The organism is Microseira sp. BLCC-F43 (assembly GCF_041929235.1).
Classification (GTDB): Bacteria; Cyanobacteriota; Cyanobacteriia; order Cyanobacteriales; family Aerosakkonemataceae; genus Microseira.
In genome coordinates this window covers 1-16,357 of the sequence record NZ_JBHFNP010000197.1, presented here as the reverse complement: position 1 = coordinate 16,357, position 16,357 = coordinate 1, and the positions used below count along the sequence as shown (strand labels likewise).

Genomic DNA, 16,357 nt, shown 5'->3' with positions numbered 1-16,357 from the left:
ATCGTCGTGGGTAAGTTCTGTATAGCAACCGCATTAGCGTAATGAACGTTCTTAATTTTTGAAACCCTTGATTTGAAGCCCTTCAACCCCATTGCCCCCAACCCCTAGCCCCTAGCCCCTAGCTATATGTGACAGCAAGGAAAGCGAAGCTTTTGCATCCACACCTACCCAGTTTTTGACTATGCTGTTAGAGGCGAAGCTTAGGTATAAATTAAGGAAGTTAAGCCTTCGCTTTCGAGCCTTACCCTTAGTCATCTATGTTTCCAACTGACCCTGCCGCTGCTTCTGGTAGTGGGTTTCGCGCCTTGTTTGAGAATCGACCCTTCATGAAGCTGTGGAGTGGACAGATCTTGTCCCAGATAGCGGATAAGGTGTTTTTGGTGTTACTGATTAGCTTGGTTGCACAACCAGCGTATCAAGAAGGACTCCCCGCTTGGCTGGCTAACTCTCAAGCGATGCAAAATGCCGAATCGCCAAATGCGCTGCTGAACTCGCTGATCATGGTCGCCAATACCCTACCAGCGGTTCTATTAGGTTCGGCGGCGGGGATTTTTGTCGATCGCTTCGACAAGCGGCAAATTATGTGGATTACTAACGTGCTGCGGGAGTTGTTAGTAATTGCTATCCCGCTGCTGCCTAAACAGTTTACCGTTTTGTTGGTCGTGGCATTTTTAGAATCGATATTGACGCAATTTTTCGCCCCGGCGGAACAGGCGGCGATTCCTTTACTCGTTTCCCGCCAGGGGTTAATGTCCGCCAACGCCCTTTTTACCACCACGATGATGGGTTCTTTGATTGTGGGTTTTGCGATTGGGGAACCGCTGTTAACCTTGGCTAAAACCTTTGGCGGGTCATTTGGGCCGGAAATTGCCGTCGGCGCGTTATATCTGTCGTCAGCGGTGGCAATTTATCTGATTCCCGTGAGAGAAAAAATAATGCGGGGGTCGCAGGTGGATCTCAACCCTTGGAGCGATTTTAAGTCGGGGTTGCGATATTTGAGAAAAGACCGTTTGGTCAGCAATGCGATGGTGCAGTTAACGATTTTGTATTCGGTGTTTGCGGCGTTAACCGTGCTGGCGATTAATATGGCAGAAGAAATTGGCCTCAAAGGGACTCAATTCGGCTTTCTGCTCGCCGCCGCCGGGGTTGGGATGGTGTTGGGTGCAGCATTGTTGGGGGGAACTTGGGGCGCCAGCTTCCAGCACAAACCTTTGCCTTTAATCGGTTTTTTGAGTATGGCGTTTGTTTTAGGTGTCTTCACTTATGCCAATCGCCTATGGTTGGGTTTAGTCCTCAGTGTATTCTTGGGCGTGGGTGCTGCATTTGTCGGCGTGCCGATGCAAACTTTGATTCAGCGACAAACGCCAGAATCGATGCGGGGTAAGGTGTTTGGGTTTCAAAACAATGTGGTGAATATTGCTTTAACCTTGCCATTAGCGATCGCAGGACCCCTCACCGTTCAGTTTGGCCTGCAAGTTGTACTGATAGGTATGAGCCTTTTGGTAAGCTTTGTAGGCTTCTGGGCTTGGTATAATACGCGCAACGTGCTGCAAGATGCAATCTAGAATTCTTAACAAAACCTGCTCCAGTTCCCCATCCTTCCCCTGTGCGGTGGGGATGGTGTGCCGTGGGAAAATTAGGGGTACCGCTTCGCCCAAGCAAGCTACGACGCCCCTAATTTTCCCAATTTCTTGCCCGATTGATATAACAAAAAACTAGACAACCAAAACGACCACCCTTAATTTGTTAAGTTTTGCACACTAGCTTTACTGTTGAAGGTGTATAGCAGTAAGATGGATTAACCGGGAGGTGATATTGAGTGTTGCACAAAGCCTTAAAAGTCCGTCTATACCCATCAAAAGAGCAAGAAATACTTCTAGCTCAAACATTCGGATGTAGTCGTTGGTGGTGGAATTATGGGTTAAACAAATCAATTGAAACGTATAAAGCCACGGGGAAGGGGCTTGGGCAAGTAGCGCTCAATTCACTGTTGCCAAAACTCAAAAAGCAAGAAGAAACGCGGTGGTTAGCTGATTGTTATAGCCAGGTTTTACAGGCTACAACGCTCAATTTAACCACAGCGTACAAAAACTTTTTCGAGAAACGCGCTGGCTTTCCCCGGTTCAAGTCAAAGCACGGTAAGCAGTCAATTCAGTATCCTCAAAACGTCAAAATTGTAGATGGCAACCTCAAACTACCCGGCAATATCGGGGTGGTAAAAGCTAAAATCCATAGACCTATTGAGGGTAAGATAAAGACTGTTACCGTTGGCAAGACTCCATCAGGGAAATATTTTGCGTCCATATTGACCTTGTAGAAGGCGAAAAACCCTCTACAAGGTCAGGCAAGATTTACGGTATTGATTTAGGGCTAAAACACTTTGCTGTCGTTTCCGATGGTAAAAAAGTGTCAAAGTATGAAAATCCCAAGCATCTTGCTAAGCACGAGAAAAATCTGAAACGCAAACAGAAGAAGTTGGCAGGCAAACAAAAAGGGAGTAAATCAAGAAATAAATACAGGAAAGTTGTTGCCAAGGTGTACGAACGAGTCAGCAATTCGCGGCAAGATTTTCTACATAAACTTAGTCATAAGTTGGTCAGCTAAGCCTTAGCTGTCATAGTAGAGAACCTTCATGTCAAGGGCATGGTTCGTAACCATAATTTGGCTCAGGCAATTTCTGATGCTGGATGGGGAACATTTATCAACTTTCTAGCCTACAAACTAGATCGCAAAGGTGCGAAGCTGTTGGAAATTGATCGATGGTTTCCTAGTTCCAAGCTCTGCTCTAATTGTTACTATCAAGTCGATGAAATGCCGCTAGAGATAAGGCAATGGACTTGTCCTCATTGCGGCACTCATCATGACCGAGATGGGAACGCGGCGATGAATATTAGAGCAGAGGGTGTCAGAATGCTACAGGCGGATGGTTCAGCCGTCTCTGCTGTAGGAGGCGAGGTAAGACCAAAGATGGGGCGAAAGTCTCATCTACGGCACTCGCCGTTGAGTACAGAAGCCCCATCCGCCTGTGCGGTGGGGTAGTTCACGAGATTTCCTTGCTATAGGGGTTCTTACCGAGATTCGGATCGCAATGAAGATATATCGCCAGCTGGCAACTTCGGATCGCTTAGCCTGAAGCAACATACTCCCATCAGTTTGCCCAGGTGTTTTTCGCGATCGCTTGCTTCTCTTTCTGCTATTTCTGACGCGCAATCTCGACTGCATCAATCGCGCTTACCCGATGCCCGATCGATGTTAATGAAAAATCGCGTAAATAAATATAAAGAGATGCAAACATCCTGTATCATAATCGACACATTTAACTTGCGGTGCTACCGTCTCTTGGAGGCTATAAGTCCCAAGTCCTACCCGTAGTCCGGCGTGGGATACATGGACATCCACGGATGGGAGTCTCCCCCAAGACCACACTCGCTCGCTTTGCTAATTTTATCCGGAAGGGTGCCGGTAAAATTAGCCATTTTGGCAGGCAGTATTTAACCCTAACAGTAGTAGGTGATAAGATAAAGCGCAAGGGGGTGATATTGAGTGCTGCACAAAGCTGTTAAATTTCGCTTATATCCAACGCCAGAGCCAGAAATTATACTCGCGCAACATTTTGGTGGCGCTAGATGGTGGTGGAATTATGCGCTTTCACAATCGATTGAGTGCTAGAAAGAAACAGGTAAGGGATTGGGGCGAAAGGCACTCAATGCACTCCTTCCAAAGCTCAAAAAGGACGAGCAGACTGCAAGGCTTGCTGAATGTTACAGCCAGGTTTTGCAAGCTGTTACCCTTAATATGACGACTGCTTACAAAAACTTCTTTGAGGGTCGTGGGAGATTTCCACGGTTTAAATCCAAGCATCGTAAGCAGTCGATTCAATATCCTCAAAACGATCCCCCCCAACCCCCCTTAATAAGGGGGGCTCCCGAGGGGGGATCAAATTGCCAGGAAAAATAGGCACGGTGAAAGCCAAAATACACAGACCTATTGAGGGAAAAATCAAGAAGGTGACGGTTAGCAAAAGCTATTATGGTAAGTATTACGCATCCATATTGACTGAAATTGAAGGGGATAATCCTCAAGCAGCAAGTGAAGGCAAGGTGGTTGGCGTTGATTTGGGATTGAAGCATTTTGCTGTTGTCAGCAATGGCAGTAAGGTGTCTAAATACGACAATCCCAAACACCTAGCCAAGCATGAGAAAAATCTCCAGCGAAAACAGCAGAAATTAGCCAGAAAACAAAAAGGGAGTAATTCAAGATCCAAGTACCGAAAGGTTGTAGCTAGAGTATACGAACGGGTGAGCAACTCAAGGTCAGATTTTCTACATAAGCTTTCAAGAAAGCTCGTCAACGAAAACCAAGTTGTCGTAGTAGAAAGTCTACATGTCAAAGGCATGGTATGCGCTTCGCGCACGCACTCGCGTTCGCAATCACAATCTAGCTCATGCTATCTCTGATGCAGGATGGGGAACCTTCACCAACTTCTTAGCCTACAAACTGGAGAAGAAAGGTGGCTTATTATTGGAAGTTGACCGATGGTTCCCCAGTTCTAAGCTTGGCTCTAGTTGCTATTACCAGATTGACGAATTGCCATTAGATGTTAGGGAATGGACTTGCCCTAACTGTGGCACTCATCACGATAGGGATGGCAACGCTGCAACCAATATCAGAGCAGAGGGCATCAGAATGCTAAAGGCGGATGGAACAGCCGTCTTACGCTAAGGTCGGGGAAGTAAGACAAAAGGGTGGACGCAAGTCTGTTCTGTTGCATTCCCCGTTGATGTTAGAAGCCCACACTGTACCGATAGGTGAGTGTGGGTAGTTCACAATAGCCAAATTAGACGTTATTAACTGAGGTATGCCCGTGACTTCCCACAGCGTTTCTCAAAAATCGAGTAGTATCAATAATCCCATCGTGACGACGACCCCTGGTGGCATTACCCCCACTGGGAGTGCGGTGCGCGCGACGGGTGCTTTTGCCCTGATTGACAGTCTCAAGCGTCATGGGGTGAAGCATATTTTTGGTTACCCAGGCGGTGCGATTCTGCCGATTTACGACGAACTGTACCGCTTTGAATCAAGAGGTGAAATTCAACACATCCTCGTCAGGCACGAGCAGGGAGCAGCCCATGCTGCCGATGGTTATGCCCGTGCAACTGGAGAAGTAGCGGTGTGTTTTGGCACGTCGGGGCCAGGAGCCACGAACTTGGTGACGGGAATTGCTACCGCACAAATGGACTCGATCCCCTTGGTGGTGGTTACCGGACAGGTATCCCGGGCGGCGATTGGTACGGATGCGTTTCAGGAAATCGATATCTACGGCATCACGCTGCCGATTGTGAAGCACTCCTACGTGGTGCGCGATCCCCAGGATATGGCGCGAATTGTAGCAGAAGCGTTCCACATCGCCAGTACGGGGCGTCCGGGTCCGGTGTTGATCGACGTACCTAAGGATGTAGGTTTGGAAGAATTCGACTACGTGCCGGTAGAACCGGGAACGGTGAAGATTCCGGGGTATCGTCCGACGGTGAAGGGCAATCCCCGCCAGTTGCAGCAAGCGTTGAATTTGATTCGGAAAGCCAAACAGCCTTTACTATACGTGGGTGGGGGAGCGATCGCATCAGGCGCGCACCAGGAAATTAAAGAACTGGCAGAACGATTCCAACTTCCGGTAACCACAACCCTGATGGGCAAGGGTGCGTTTGACGAAAATCACCCGCTGTCTGTAGGGATGTTGGGAATGCACGGCACGGCATATGCGAATTTTGCCGTCACCGAATGCGACTTGCTAATTGCCGTGGGGGCGCGCTTCGATGACCGCGTAACGGGCAAGTTGGACGAATTTGCCTCCCGCGCCCAAGTAATTCACATCGATATCGACCCTGCCGAAGTCGGGAAAAACCGCGCCCCAGAAGTGCCAATTGTGGGGGATGTGCGCCTGGTGTTGGCAGATATGCTGCGCCGCTGCGAGGAAGCGGATATCCGACCCGAAGCACCGCACCAAACCCAACCTTGGCTGGAACGGATTAATGGCTGGAAACAAGATTATCCGTTGGAAGTGCCTCAGTATGAGGATCTGCTGTCTCCCCAAGAGGTGATTGTGGAGTTGGGGCGTCAGGCACCCGATGCCTACTACACGACCGATGTGGGTCAGCACCAAATGTGGGCGGCGCAATTCCTCAAAAACGGCCCCCGGCGGTGGATTTCCAGTGCTGGGTTAGGCACGATGGGTTTTGGGATGCCCGCGGCAATGGGCGCTAAAGTAGCGCTGCCGAACGAACAGGTGATCTGCGTTGCCGGGGATGCCAGCATCCAGATGAACATTCAGGAATTGGGTACATTAGCACAATACGGCATTGATGTCAAGACTGTGATTATCAATAATGGCTGGCAGGGAATGGTGCGCCAGTGGCAGCAAACGTTCTATGAGGGGCGTTACGAAGCGTCCAATATGGAACAGGGAATGCCGGACATTGTGAAGCTGACAGAGGCTTATGGTCTGAAGGGAATGGTGGTGACGCGCCGGGAAGAATTGCCGGATGCAATCGCCCAAATGCTAGCCCACGAGGGTGCCTTCATGCTGGAGGTGCGAGTCAGGAAAGATGAAAACTGTTACCCGATGGTCGCCCCCGGTAAGAGCAACGGTCAAATGATTGGTTTGCCGCAACGCAAACAGCTAGAAGAAGTAACCCACGTGACTTGTAGCAGCTGCGGTGCCAAGAATGCGCCCAATCACAATTTCTGTTCCGAATGCGGGGCGAAATTGTAACTTTGGGTGGTAATGGGTAGTTGGTAATTTGGTAGTAGGGTGAGGAATTCTTGCCCTACTACTTGTTTTTGAAGTGAAGCGATCGCAAGAGTTATACCATTTTCCCTTCTTGATGCGACAGATCCGATCCCCCCTAGCCCCCCTTGCCAAGGGGGGAATAACAGCCCCCCTTGGCAAGGCAGGGCTACTTCATTGTCGTCATAGAAAATTTGAGGAGCTGGGGGAGATACCTAATTTTTCGACTCTTCTTATGGCAATCCTACCGAAATAATTTTCTACTCCGAACATGAATTAGCCCTGCCTTGGCAAGGGGGGTTGGGTTTATTAAACTATGACTGTCGCAGTTTATTGGTTAATTGGGACAGTCCTAATTTTTTAGCCTTGAGATGAGGCGGTTTTTTTGTTCAAAAGAAAGGCCAAACCTAATAAGGATAAACCGACTACGCTGGCGGGTTCTGGAACGCTGGTTGGTCGTTTAAACGGTACTCGGGTAACGAAATTGATTTGACCTGTAGATTCTGTTGATCCGCTTGGAACATCAACTACCGTTCCACAAGGCCAAGGGTAACTAGAACTTTCGCAAAATGGCCGGTAAGCGACCTGCCTAATTACCTCCGATTGCTTGACCCTGTAGGTCGAACCCTGAATAAAAAGTTTACCTGTATTGATCCATGCGGCAATACCTCTAGGATGAACCCAAGTAACCTTTTTAGGTGCTAGGTCGAAGTTCATTCCTACCAAGGAACCCGATTCAAAACGAAAAACTGGAGTACTGATTAAATCGGGATTACCCCAACTTAAAGTACCCGAAGAAATTAAACTACTGGTTGTGTCAAAAGAAAATGCAAAATAAGCGTTTAATTGCGATAGGCTAGCCTCCTCGCTTCCAATTCCCGTCAAGCCTGAAGTCGCGTCATTAAAATACAGAAATCCTTGCCCATAGCTGCTAAAAGAACCAGACCTATCAAAAGAAAAGTTGAACAAGGCAGCTTGTGCGGGGTTAGCTTCTATAGCGGCAAAGCTCAGAATTGTACCAGCTGTTGCGGCAGCTAATTTTTGCAATGTTTTATTCATTGGATTGCACCTGTTATTTAACCTTCTGAGATGGGTGAAAAACTGCATTTTTCAGCCTTGAGATGAGGCGGTTTTTTTGTTCAAAAGAAACGCCAAACCTAATAAGGATAAACCGACTACGCTGGCGGGTTCTGGAACGCTGGTTGGTCGTTTAAACGGTACTACAGTAGTGAAATTAATTCGACCTGAATTTATTACAAAAGGCGGGAGCGTGAAATCAACACACTCAACACGAAAAAAGGGAGGAAAAGGAAAAAACGTATTTCTACAGGACGTGGATGTTGATAATACCGTTTGTGTGAAGTTAGCACCAGTGACAATAAGTTCCTGTTTGGAGCTAGAGAACTGGAAGGGTGACAAAGCCGCACCAGAGAACTTAGGTGCTAAATTTAAATTTATTCCTATCAAGTTGCCTGACTCAAAACTGAAAATGGGAGGACTGAGTAAATCGTCCACATCCCAAGGATCGAAACGAGGTGGTCCAAAGCCAGTAAAAGTTTCAAACTGAAACAAAAAATTTCCCTGCAATTGGGATAAGCTAGCTTCTTCGGTACCAATTCCCGTCAAACCCGAAGTCGCGTCATTAAAAGCTAGAAATCCTGACCCAAGACTTCGATAGCTATCAAAAGAAAAAGTGAATACGGCAGCTTGTGCTGGGTTAGCTTCTATGGCGAGCCAGCTAAGAAATGCACCAGTAGTTAACGCTGTTAATTTTTGCCAGATTTTAGACATGGTATTGCACCTCTTGATCGAGTCAAGTTTTTGCTTTATGGATGGGGAAATTTCACTCGGCGATATTGTTACTCTTGTGTCTGCTTGCAACCCGAAACCTGGGTGCGAGGAACGAGAATCGGATTGCTTTCTGAGAAAATACGGATAGTAATTCCCCTTAGTTATCTATGTAGCACAATGAAATTGACCTGCTTCGATTGGAAGAGCAATTTCATCAAAAAAACACGCTCGCTTCATGCAACCAACATAAACTTTTCAATCGATTAAGTAGGTATACTTAAGTAAATTCACGCAATTAAGAGCATAAAAAAGTACAAAATAACCAGGGCAAGGATTGTAGCACCATAACCGTGGTAACCTGCTAATGACTGGGTGCGTATTGAGCCGCTACCTCTGGGTGGAAGTACCCATGAGGGTACTAGCATAACAAGAACGCATATTTCATCATCAAAGATAAGTGAACCGAGGTGGCTGTCTAATGCAATCGCTCAGTCCGCAGAACAATCGCAACCAGCTGCTTCCCTGGTGGAGAAAGTCCAACAGCAAATAATTCAGGAGTTAGCAATGGAATTACCAGCAAAAATCGATCTCAAAGTTGGTGAAACCTACACGCTCAAATTACCAGGGTTAGGAACGGCAGGGTATCAGTGGACTTATGATATCGGCGGCGATCGCAACTTAATTGATGTGTCGCAGACAACAGCAAAAAGTAGCGAATTTCCAGCTGTTGGTTCCAGCATGGATCGAGTATTTATCCTGGGGGGACTCGCGATGGGACAGGTGACCATTCACTTTATGCAGCGGCGACCTTGGGAAAAAAATCAACCCCCTGTGGCGGAACATACGCTGGAAGTTGATATTAAAGCTTAAAGATTGGAAAAGTTGAAAACGATTAAACGCCAAGAGGTAATCAATGACTTCATTTGAAGAAATAAATTCTAGTATTCAGGCTGCTGATGCCAATTGGGTAGCGAAAGAAACTCCCCTGACTTTGCTTTCTACCGCTCAAAAGCGGCGACTTTTAGGGGTTGTGGTCGATCGAGCGGATTTGGCGGCGGCGATGGCTCGCCGTCCCAGATCTGTAGTGGCTAACTTTGCACCCGCAATCGATTGGCGCGATCGCAACGGTAACCACATCAGTCCAGTGAAAGACCAAGGAGCCTGTGGTTCCTGCGTATCTTTTTGTACAGTATCGACCGTGGAATCAATGGCATCGATCGAACTAGGACAAAAGTTGGATCTGTCGGAAGCGGATCTTCATTTCTGCTCGGATCACGGTGCAAATTGTGACGGTTGGTGGCCTCATGAGGCTTACAATGCGCTCATAACTCGCGGCGCGCCAGATGAAGATTGTTTCCCTTATAGTAGTGCTTTTACTTCAGGCAATCCCTCGTGCATTATTGGTAAAAATCGAGACGCTCGCGCTGTGAAAATTACAGAATCGACCACTGTCAATACTATGGTAGAACGCAAAAACTGGCTGACTAATGTCGGGCCAGTTAGTGCTGTATTTCACGTCTATGAAGATTTCTATTCCTATGGCGGCGGCATTTACAAACACGTTACCGGCGAAGATCAAGGTCTTCACTGCGTTGAAGTGATCGGGTACTCAGAAGCAGAACAATGCTGGATATGCAAAAACTCTTGGGGAACTGAGTGGGGAGATAATGGCTTTTTTAAGATTGCCTATGGCGAAGCCGGAATTGACACCGAATTCCCCTTTTGGACTGTGCGTGGGGTGAAGGTTCCTACAACGGATATTAAGCGGGTTCCCGGATGGTTTGGCGCAGAAAATCAAGGCGCTGGGATGGCGATCGCAGACATTAACGGTAACGGTCGTCCAGATTTAATTGTTTTTCACATCGACAATCCTAGCGGGGAAAATCGCGCCTACTATCGCATTGGCTGGAATGTAGATACCAAAGGCAACGTGACGGGTGATTGGAGTGATATAAAACAGGTTCCCGGATGGTTTGGTGCAGAAAATCAAGGCGCTGGAATTGCGATCGCAGACATCAACGGTAACGGTCGTCCAGATTTAATTGTCTTCCATATCGACAATCCAAAGGGGGAAAATCGCGGCTACTATCGCATTGGCTGGAACTTAGATAGTAACGGCAATGTGACGGGTGGTTGGAGTGATGTGAAGGCGGTTCCAGGATGGTTTGGTGCAGAAAATCAAGGCGGTGGGGTGGCTATTGCAGACATCAACGGTAACGGTCGTCCAGATTTAATTGTCTTCCATATCGACAATCCAAGGGGGGAAAATCGCGGCTACTATCGCATTGGTTGGAACTTAGATGCTAAGGGTAATGCAACTGGTGGTTGGAGTGATGTGAAACAAGTGCCACAATGGTTTGGCTGGGAAAATCAAGGCGCTGGAATTGCGATCGCAAATGTTAGCAATCGTGCCAGATTAGTTGTGTTCCACATCGACAATCCCAAGGGTGACAATACTGGCTACTACCGTATCAGTCAGCCTTTAGACTCAAAAGGTAATGTCACAGGTCAGTGGAATGATGTCAAGCCAATACCCGGATGGTTCGGGTGGGAGAACCAGGAAGGAGACATTGCGATCGCAGATATCAATGGCAACGGTCGTCCTGATTTGGTAGTATTTCACATCGACAATCCCAAAGGTGAAAATAGCGGTTACTACCGCATAGTTTGGGACATCCTTTAGAGTGTTCCACTCGTTCCCAGGCTGCAGCCTGGTAACGAATCTCATATCATGTCCGGTAGTATTGACCTTAATAAGTTCGTAGTAAGGACTTTAGTCCTTATCCGTCATCCTAGCCAGGACTGAAGTCCTTACTACAAACAATTTTTATAAATCAGATTTGCACAGCTAAACTCGGCACATTTACCGCAATCCATTCATACCAACTTTCTAACCCAACGCCAGTGGTTGCAGAAACTTGGAATATCTGCATCTTGGGATTGACCTGCTTGGCGTATTCAATGCAGCGATTTACATCAAATTGCACGTAAGGTAGCAGGTCGATTTTAGTAATAATCATCACCTCGCTAGCGCGGAACATGTGCGGATACTTAATTGGTTTATCTTCGCCTTCGGTAACAGAAAGAATCGCAACTTTTGCCTTTTCTCCCAAATCGAATAACGCCGGACAAACCAAATTACCCACATTTTCAATCATCACAATTGAATTTAGCGGTGGATTGAGTTGTTGCAAACCCCGTTCTACCATTGCGGCTTCTAAATGACAGCCAGTTCCCGTATTGATTTGGACGACTTTACACCCGGTTTCTTGGATTTTTTGGGCATCGTTAGAGGTTTCTTGATCTCCCTCAATCACGTAAATCGGAAATTTTTCTTTTAAGTCATTAATCGTGCGAGTTAATAAGGTAGTTTTTCCGGAACCTGGAGAACTGACTAAATTTAATGCCAGGATATTTCTCCCTTTGAACCATCCCCGATTTTGCGCTGCAATTAAGTCATTTTTCGCCAAAATTTTCTCTTCCAGGGTAACGGTATTACCGTGCATTTTGGCATGAATTTGGGCGACTTCGGTGGCGTTATTGCTGTGATGTTCGTGACTGTGGGAATGGGTAATCACAGTTCCATCCGCCAAGGTATGAGTATGAGTATGATGTTCGTGTGAATTCATAGCAACTACTTCACCCGTTTCGGGATTGGTAATTTTGGATTCAGCATCATCAGAACAACCGCAGGTTACACACATAATTCTTCTATCTCCATTTCTTTTATTTTCAGTTCTTCACCCGCTATTATTTCTAAGTCTGTACTCCCACACCCACAAATGCCAAAAGGCTGTTCTAGGGGAACTTCTGCACCGCAGCGGCGGCATATTGCTAAGCCTGGAATTTCGAGAATTTCTAATTCGGCTCCTTCTATAATTGTACCTTGGCAGCAGACATCGAAACAAAAACGGATGGCATCGGGGATAATCGCTGTAAGTTTGCCGATTTCTAATGTAACTCGCTGCACTTTTGTGCCTTTGGCATGTTCAGCTACAATGGCGACGATATTTTGAGTGATTCCTAATTCGTGCATATTTTATTGGGGAATTGCTAATTGCTAATTGCTAATTGCTAATGGGGGTGGAGGTTTGACGATCTTAGAAACCGGGTTTCTTGCTGCGATCTTTAGTTTCCCAGCGACAATTTTTCCGACAAACCCGGTTTCTTTGCGGGTTTCTTGATTATATTTTTAATTTTCCAGGGACGATTTTTCAAGACTCAGGCAAATTTTCTATATGTAGGGTGCGTTAGCGTAAGCGTAACGCACGATCTATCCCGCTTGAGTTATATGCCAATTGCCATTACATAAATAATGTCTTTATCTGTTCCTAAAAATTCTTGGGTTTCATCGTCGTAATAAGCGCCTATGCCGCTGCATTCAATTCCTAGATAGTTGCTAAACAGATAAACTCTTTGTCCTAAGAAACCTGCCAATTGTACGGCATTTTGATAGTTTCTATAATCCGAAACAAAAAACAACGTAGCGGCGCTATCTCTACCGATAGCTTGGTTGACGCATAAGTAACCGGCTTTTTGGCTGAAATCCCCCGATTTAATCAAATGGTTGCCTTTATACAAACCCGTTTCCATTCCTTCTACTCGATTGATAACCGAGTAGATTTCTATCTCCTCAAAACTCTCTGTGGCGATTGGTTGTTCAACTTGTTTTAGGATAGTCCAATAACTTTCTTGGGAAATCGACTGTTTTTTAAATCGCCGAATTGAACGCCGATTCCAAACCGTCTGGAAAAATTTATCTTTATCAAAGTTAAACTGAGGATATGCGAGTGGTTGTTGGTAACTTTTCACGTCGGCGGTTTCTTTATAGCCATTTTCAATAAATTGATTTGGCTCAAAATAATCTGTGCCGCTGACAAAGGGAACTTTGAGCCTTAAACGCCTGATATTTTTGGCTAAAACTTCCCCAGAAATGGCACAAGCGGTGATAAATTCCTTGTTCTCAAAGCCCAAATCGGCATTGAGGGAAATTTTATCAAAATCAAAGATCAGTTGCAGGTTTCTGTCGTGAAGAGAGGCGGAAGCTTCAATCGCACCGAGATGATGTCCGCTATCTAAAAAACAGTAGCGAATGCTGCGGTCTTGATATTTCCAACTGGAGCGATAATAAACGCAACTGACTAAAAAGATGAAGCCTTTGACAATTTGATTGGGAAAGATGTAACTCTCTACTCCATCATCGATTAATTCGTAGATTAGAGTCAGAGATTGACTGGCGACTTCCAGATGATAGATGCCATCGACGATGCCTTTGATTCCCCTAATTTGCACGTAAATTTCTGTGGGATATAAAGCGCCAGCGGAGGGATTTACGCGCAGTTGATAGGGACCATCTTTATAGATTTTTTCAAAGGTAATGGCGCTGGTTAACCAGATAAAGGAATGGATGGGATTATTTACATCAAGGGTAAACCTCCGATAAAATTTGGGATAGCATTTAAACGGAGAAGGTTGGGTAGATGCATCTACATAATTTGGGTCTATCAGCACTGATAAATACGAGTGCTTGGTATCGTCGTGGTAGGTTTTCCCGGCTATCTTAGCTTGCAGCATTTTTTAGCACTTTGAATACTTCTTTGGTACTGGCGAAATCGAGGGCGCTAAAGTCGTCTAAATTTTTCAATTTTAGGTTGGGTTTGTATTTCAGAAGTAACTTAACAACATCGGTTTTTCCAGCTGAGGCGGCATACATTATAGCGGTTGCGCCGTTGTCGTTTTGATTGTCGATATTGATGTTTGATGCGATTAAAAGCGTAATCAAGTCGCTATGGTTTTTATAGCAAGCGAACCACAAGGCATTGTTGCCGTCGTTGTTTTTGATGTTGAGGTCTGCGCCTGCATTAATTAGGTCTTGGACGATGGCGATCGCTCCCTCTATCGTCGCTTTCATCAATGGGGTATCGCCGTTTTCCCCCCGCTGATTTAAGTCGGCAGGATTGTAGCCTTTTTCTATCAGCCACTGGTTGGTTGTTTCGCTTAGTTGTTGCATCATTTTGCTTCCTCTTTTTATACTAATATTTTCCCAAACTTGCTGGTAACAAAAAGTAGTTTATGCTACTTTTATTCGATTTTATTTTTAAGCTAATTTAACGAACCGCAGAGACACAGAGGACGCAGAGGAAGAGAAGAGAAGAGGAAGATTTTAGCAAATTCTTGGGAGTTGATCGCCTACTAGCATATCTATTATACGTTCTGCGCCGAAGGTTGTTTTTAATAAGACAACGCCTGAAGGTGAAGGAATTGCTTCGCCGATTATGCTGGCATCTTTTCCGGCGGGATGGGTTTTCATTGCTGATAAAACTGTTTGGGCATGTTCGGGTTTTACGACTAAGATTAATTTGCCTTCGTTTGCTAGATATAACGGATCTAGACCTAATATTTCGCAAACGCCTTTGACTTCTTCGCGAATGGGGATAGATTGTTCGTGGAGACGAATTCCTACATTAGAAGTTTGGGCAAATTCATTTAAAACGGTGGCTAATCCGCCTCGCGTTGCATCCCGCATGGCGCGAATTTCGGGACAAATGTTGAGGATGGTTTCAACTAATCCATTTAAGCGTTGACAGTCGCTTTCAATTTCGGTTTCGAGGGCTAATTCTCCACGGGCAATTAATATCGCCGCGCCGTGATTTCCTAATTCGCCGTTCAGAATTACTACATCTCCTGGTTGAATGTTATGGGCGGAACATGTAACGCCGGAGGGAATTATTCCTATGCCAGCGGTGTTGATAAATAATTTATCGGCAGAACCTCGATTAACGACTTTTGTGTCGCCTGTAACGATTTGAATTCCGGCAGCGATCGCGGCAGTTTTCATGCTTTCTACTACCCGTCGGAGGGTTTCGATTGGTAGTCCTTCTTCTAATATAAAGCTACAGGAAAGGTAGAGAGGTTTTGCCCCGCTAACTGCTAAATCGTTGACTGTGCCGTTAATTGCTAATGTGCCGATGTCGCCGCCTGGGAAAAATAGCGGATCGACGACATAAGAGTCGGTGGTGAATGCGAGTCTGTCTCCTTGCGCGATTAAGGATGCTAGGTCAAAACTCGCCCAATCTTCGAGTTGGGAAAGGATGGGATTATCTAAACTATTTACAAATACATCGTCGATTAAATCCCGCATCGCTTTACCGCCGCTACCGTGGGCGAGGGTGATATGGGTATCGCGCACTTTGCCGCGTTGTCGCCTGGTTTGTTCGATGTTTTGAAATAGGGGATTTTGGGCTGGGTTTGTATGAGAGAAAACGTTCATAATTAAATCGATTTGTCTAAAATTAAGAGTGTAGTTACAAGTAGACCTGCTTTAGCTATGACACCACGCGATCCAAGGATAGATCCGCGAGTTGGCGATATTTTGGAATTGTTTGACAGAACCAAATATGAATGCATATCGCTTTTGGTTTCGGTTCATCAATCGGGGGAAGAAAATCCAACGGTTCGAGTCCGCAGGCAGGATGGTAAATCCAAGGAAATAAAGGTTTATTACTATTCCCTGGGAGTTTTCCAAAATCGGGTGCGTAAGGCAAGGGTGAAGTTTGTTTCCAATTCAGATTTTGATTGGGCGGATGCGCCTCGAATTCCACATGCAGAGTTGAGTTGATTGATGGGTGGGTTACCCTGTCGCTAACGCACCCTACTTTCAGAGTTGAGTTGATTGATGGGTGGGTTACCCTGTCGCTAACTACTTTCAGAGTTGAGTTGATTGATGGGTGGGTTACCCTGTCGCTAACTACTTTCAGAGTTGAGTTGATTGATGGGTGGGTT

At 46.0% G+C, this 16,357-nt stretch carries 15 protein-coding genes and 1 pseudogene; 9 read left to right on the top strand and 7 right to left on the bottom strand.

The genetic code is table 11. The features are described 5' to 3' along the window. Window positions 1-257: 257 nt before the first annotated feature. The 6 genes and pseudogenes from ACE1CM_RS27240 (at window position 258) to ilvB (ending at window position 6,769) form a co-directional block, all read left to right on the top strand. Entirely contained in the window at window positions 258-1,565 is a 1,308-nt protein-coding gene (locus ACE1CM_RS27240; RefSeq protein WP_374881988.1) for an MFS transporter, read from the top strand. A 254-nt stretch (window positions 1,566-1,819) separates the two neighbouring features. After that, a pseudogene (locus ACE1CM_RS27235) lies at window positions 1,820-3,039 on the top strand (RNA-guided endonuclease InsQ/TnpB family protein). Between the two features lie 504 nt (window positions 3,040-3,543). Then, on the top strand, window positions 3,544-3,669 hold the full coding sequence (locus ACE1CM_RS27230; RefSeq protein ID WP_374881987.1) for a helix-turn-helix domain-containing protein: 126 nt from the start codon (window positions 3,544-3,546) through the stop codon (window positions 3,667-3,669). Window positions 3,670-3,941: 272 nt separating this feature from the next. Beyond that, complete coding sequence (locus ACE1CM_RS27225; protein WP_374881986.1) at window positions 3,942-4,457, top strand: RNA-guided endonuclease InsQ/TnpB family protein; 516 nt, start codon at window positions 3,942-3,944, stop codon at window positions 4,455-4,457. Next, window positions 4,384-4,722, top strand: coding sequence for an RNA-guided endonuclease InsQ/TnpB family protein (locus ACE1CM_RS27220; RefSeq protein WP_374881985.1), 339 nt, complete (start codon window positions 4,384-4,386; stop codon window positions 4,720-4,722). Before ACE1CM_RS27225 ends, ACE1CM_RS27220 begins: the two co-directional genes overlap by 74 nt. 214 nt (window positions 4,723-4,936) lie before the next feature. Next, window positions 4,937-6,769: a biosynthetic-type acetolactate synthase large subunit gene (gene ilvB / locus ACE1CM_RS27215; protein WP_374882023.1), complete on the top strand. Its 1,833-nt coding sequence runs from the start codon at window positions 4,937-4,939 to the stop codon at window positions 6,767-6,769. 375 nt (window positions 6,770-7,144) lie between these two features. Here the strand turns inward: ilvB and ACE1CM_RS27210 are convergent, their stop codons facing one another. Together ACE1CM_RS27210 and ACE1CM_RS27205 are read right to left on the bottom strand one after the other, a co-directional pair. After that, entirely contained in the window at window positions 7,145-7,843 is a 699-nt protein-coding gene (locus tag ACE1CM_RS27210; protein WP_374881984.1) for a PEP-CTERM sorting domain-containing protein, read from the bottom strand. 51 nt (window positions 7,844-7,894) lie between these two features. Then, a complete protein-coding gene (locus tag ACE1CM_RS27205) occupies window positions 7,895-8,575 on the bottom strand; it encodes a PEP-CTERM sorting domain-containing protein (protein WP_374881983.1) in 681 nt (226 codons plus the stop codon). Between the two features lie 564 nt (window positions 8,576-9,139). Here ACE1CM_RS27205 and ACE1CM_RS27200 point away from each other — a divergent pair. Next, the gene (locus ACE1CM_RS27200; RefSeq protein ID WP_374881982.1) at window positions 9,140-9,445 is read left to right on the top strand and encodes a protease inhibitor I42 family protein; all 306 of its coding nucleotides are present in this window, start codon (window positions 9,140-9,142) and stop codon (window positions 9,443-9,445) included. Window positions 9,446-9,488: 43 nt separating this feature from the next. Then, a complete protein-coding gene (locus tag ACE1CM_RS27195) occupies window positions 9,489-11,258 on the top strand; it encodes a C1 family peptidase (RefSeq protein ID WP_374881981.1) in 1,770 nt (589 codons plus the stop codon). Between the two features lie 151 nt (window positions 11,259-11,409). Here the strand turns inward: ACE1CM_RS27195 and hypB are convergent, their stop codons facing one another. The 5 genes from hypB to hypE all read right to left on the bottom strand — a co-directional run bounded on the left by hypB (window position 11,410) and on the right by hypE (window position 15,845). After that, on the bottom strand, window positions 11,410-12,279 hold the full coding sequence (gene hypB / locus ACE1CM_RS27190) for a hydrogenase nickel incorporation protein HypB (protein ID WP_374881980.1): 870 nt from the start codon (window positions 12,277-12,279) through the stop codon (window positions 11,410-11,412). Then, window positions 12,270-12,611, bottom strand: a complete 342-nt coding sequence (gene hypA, locus ACE1CM_RS27185) for a hydrogenase maturation nickel metallochaperone HypA (RefSeq protein WP_374881979.1) — start codon at window positions 12,609-12,611, stop codon at window positions 12,270-12,272. Before hypA ends, hypB begins: the two co-directional genes overlap by 10 nt. Window positions 12,612-12,862: 251 nt before the next feature. Continuing rightward, on the bottom strand, window positions 12,863-14,149 hold the full coding sequence (locus ACE1CM_RS27180) for a nitroreductase family protein (RefSeq protein ID WP_374881978.1): 1,287 nt from the start codon (window positions 14,147-14,149) through the stop codon (window positions 12,863-12,865). Continuing rightward, window positions 14,136-14,588 (bottom strand): ankyrin repeat domain-containing protein, encoded by a 453-nt coding sequence (locus ACE1CM_RS27175; RefSeq protein ID WP_374881977.1) that lies wholly within the window; start codon window positions 14,586-14,588, stop codon window positions 14,136-14,138. Before ACE1CM_RS27175 ends, ACE1CM_RS27180 begins: the two co-directional genes overlap by 14 nt. Before the next feature lie 150 nt (window positions 14,589-14,738). Then, window positions 14,739-15,845, bottom strand: a complete 1,107-nt coding sequence (hypE, locus tag ACE1CM_RS27170; RefSeq protein WP_374881976.1) for a hydrogenase expression/formation protein HypE — start codon at window positions 15,843-15,845, stop codon at window positions 14,739-14,741. A gap of 57 nt (window positions 15,846-15,902) precedes the next feature. Between hypE and ACE1CM_RS27165 the strand changes: the two genes are divergently transcribed. Beyond that, window positions 15,903-16,193, top strand: a complete 291-nt coding sequence (locus ACE1CM_RS27165; protein ID WP_374881975.1) for a hypothetical protein — start codon at window positions 15,903-15,905, stop codon at window positions 16,191-16,193. Window positions 16,194-16,357 lie beyond the last annotated feature (164 nt).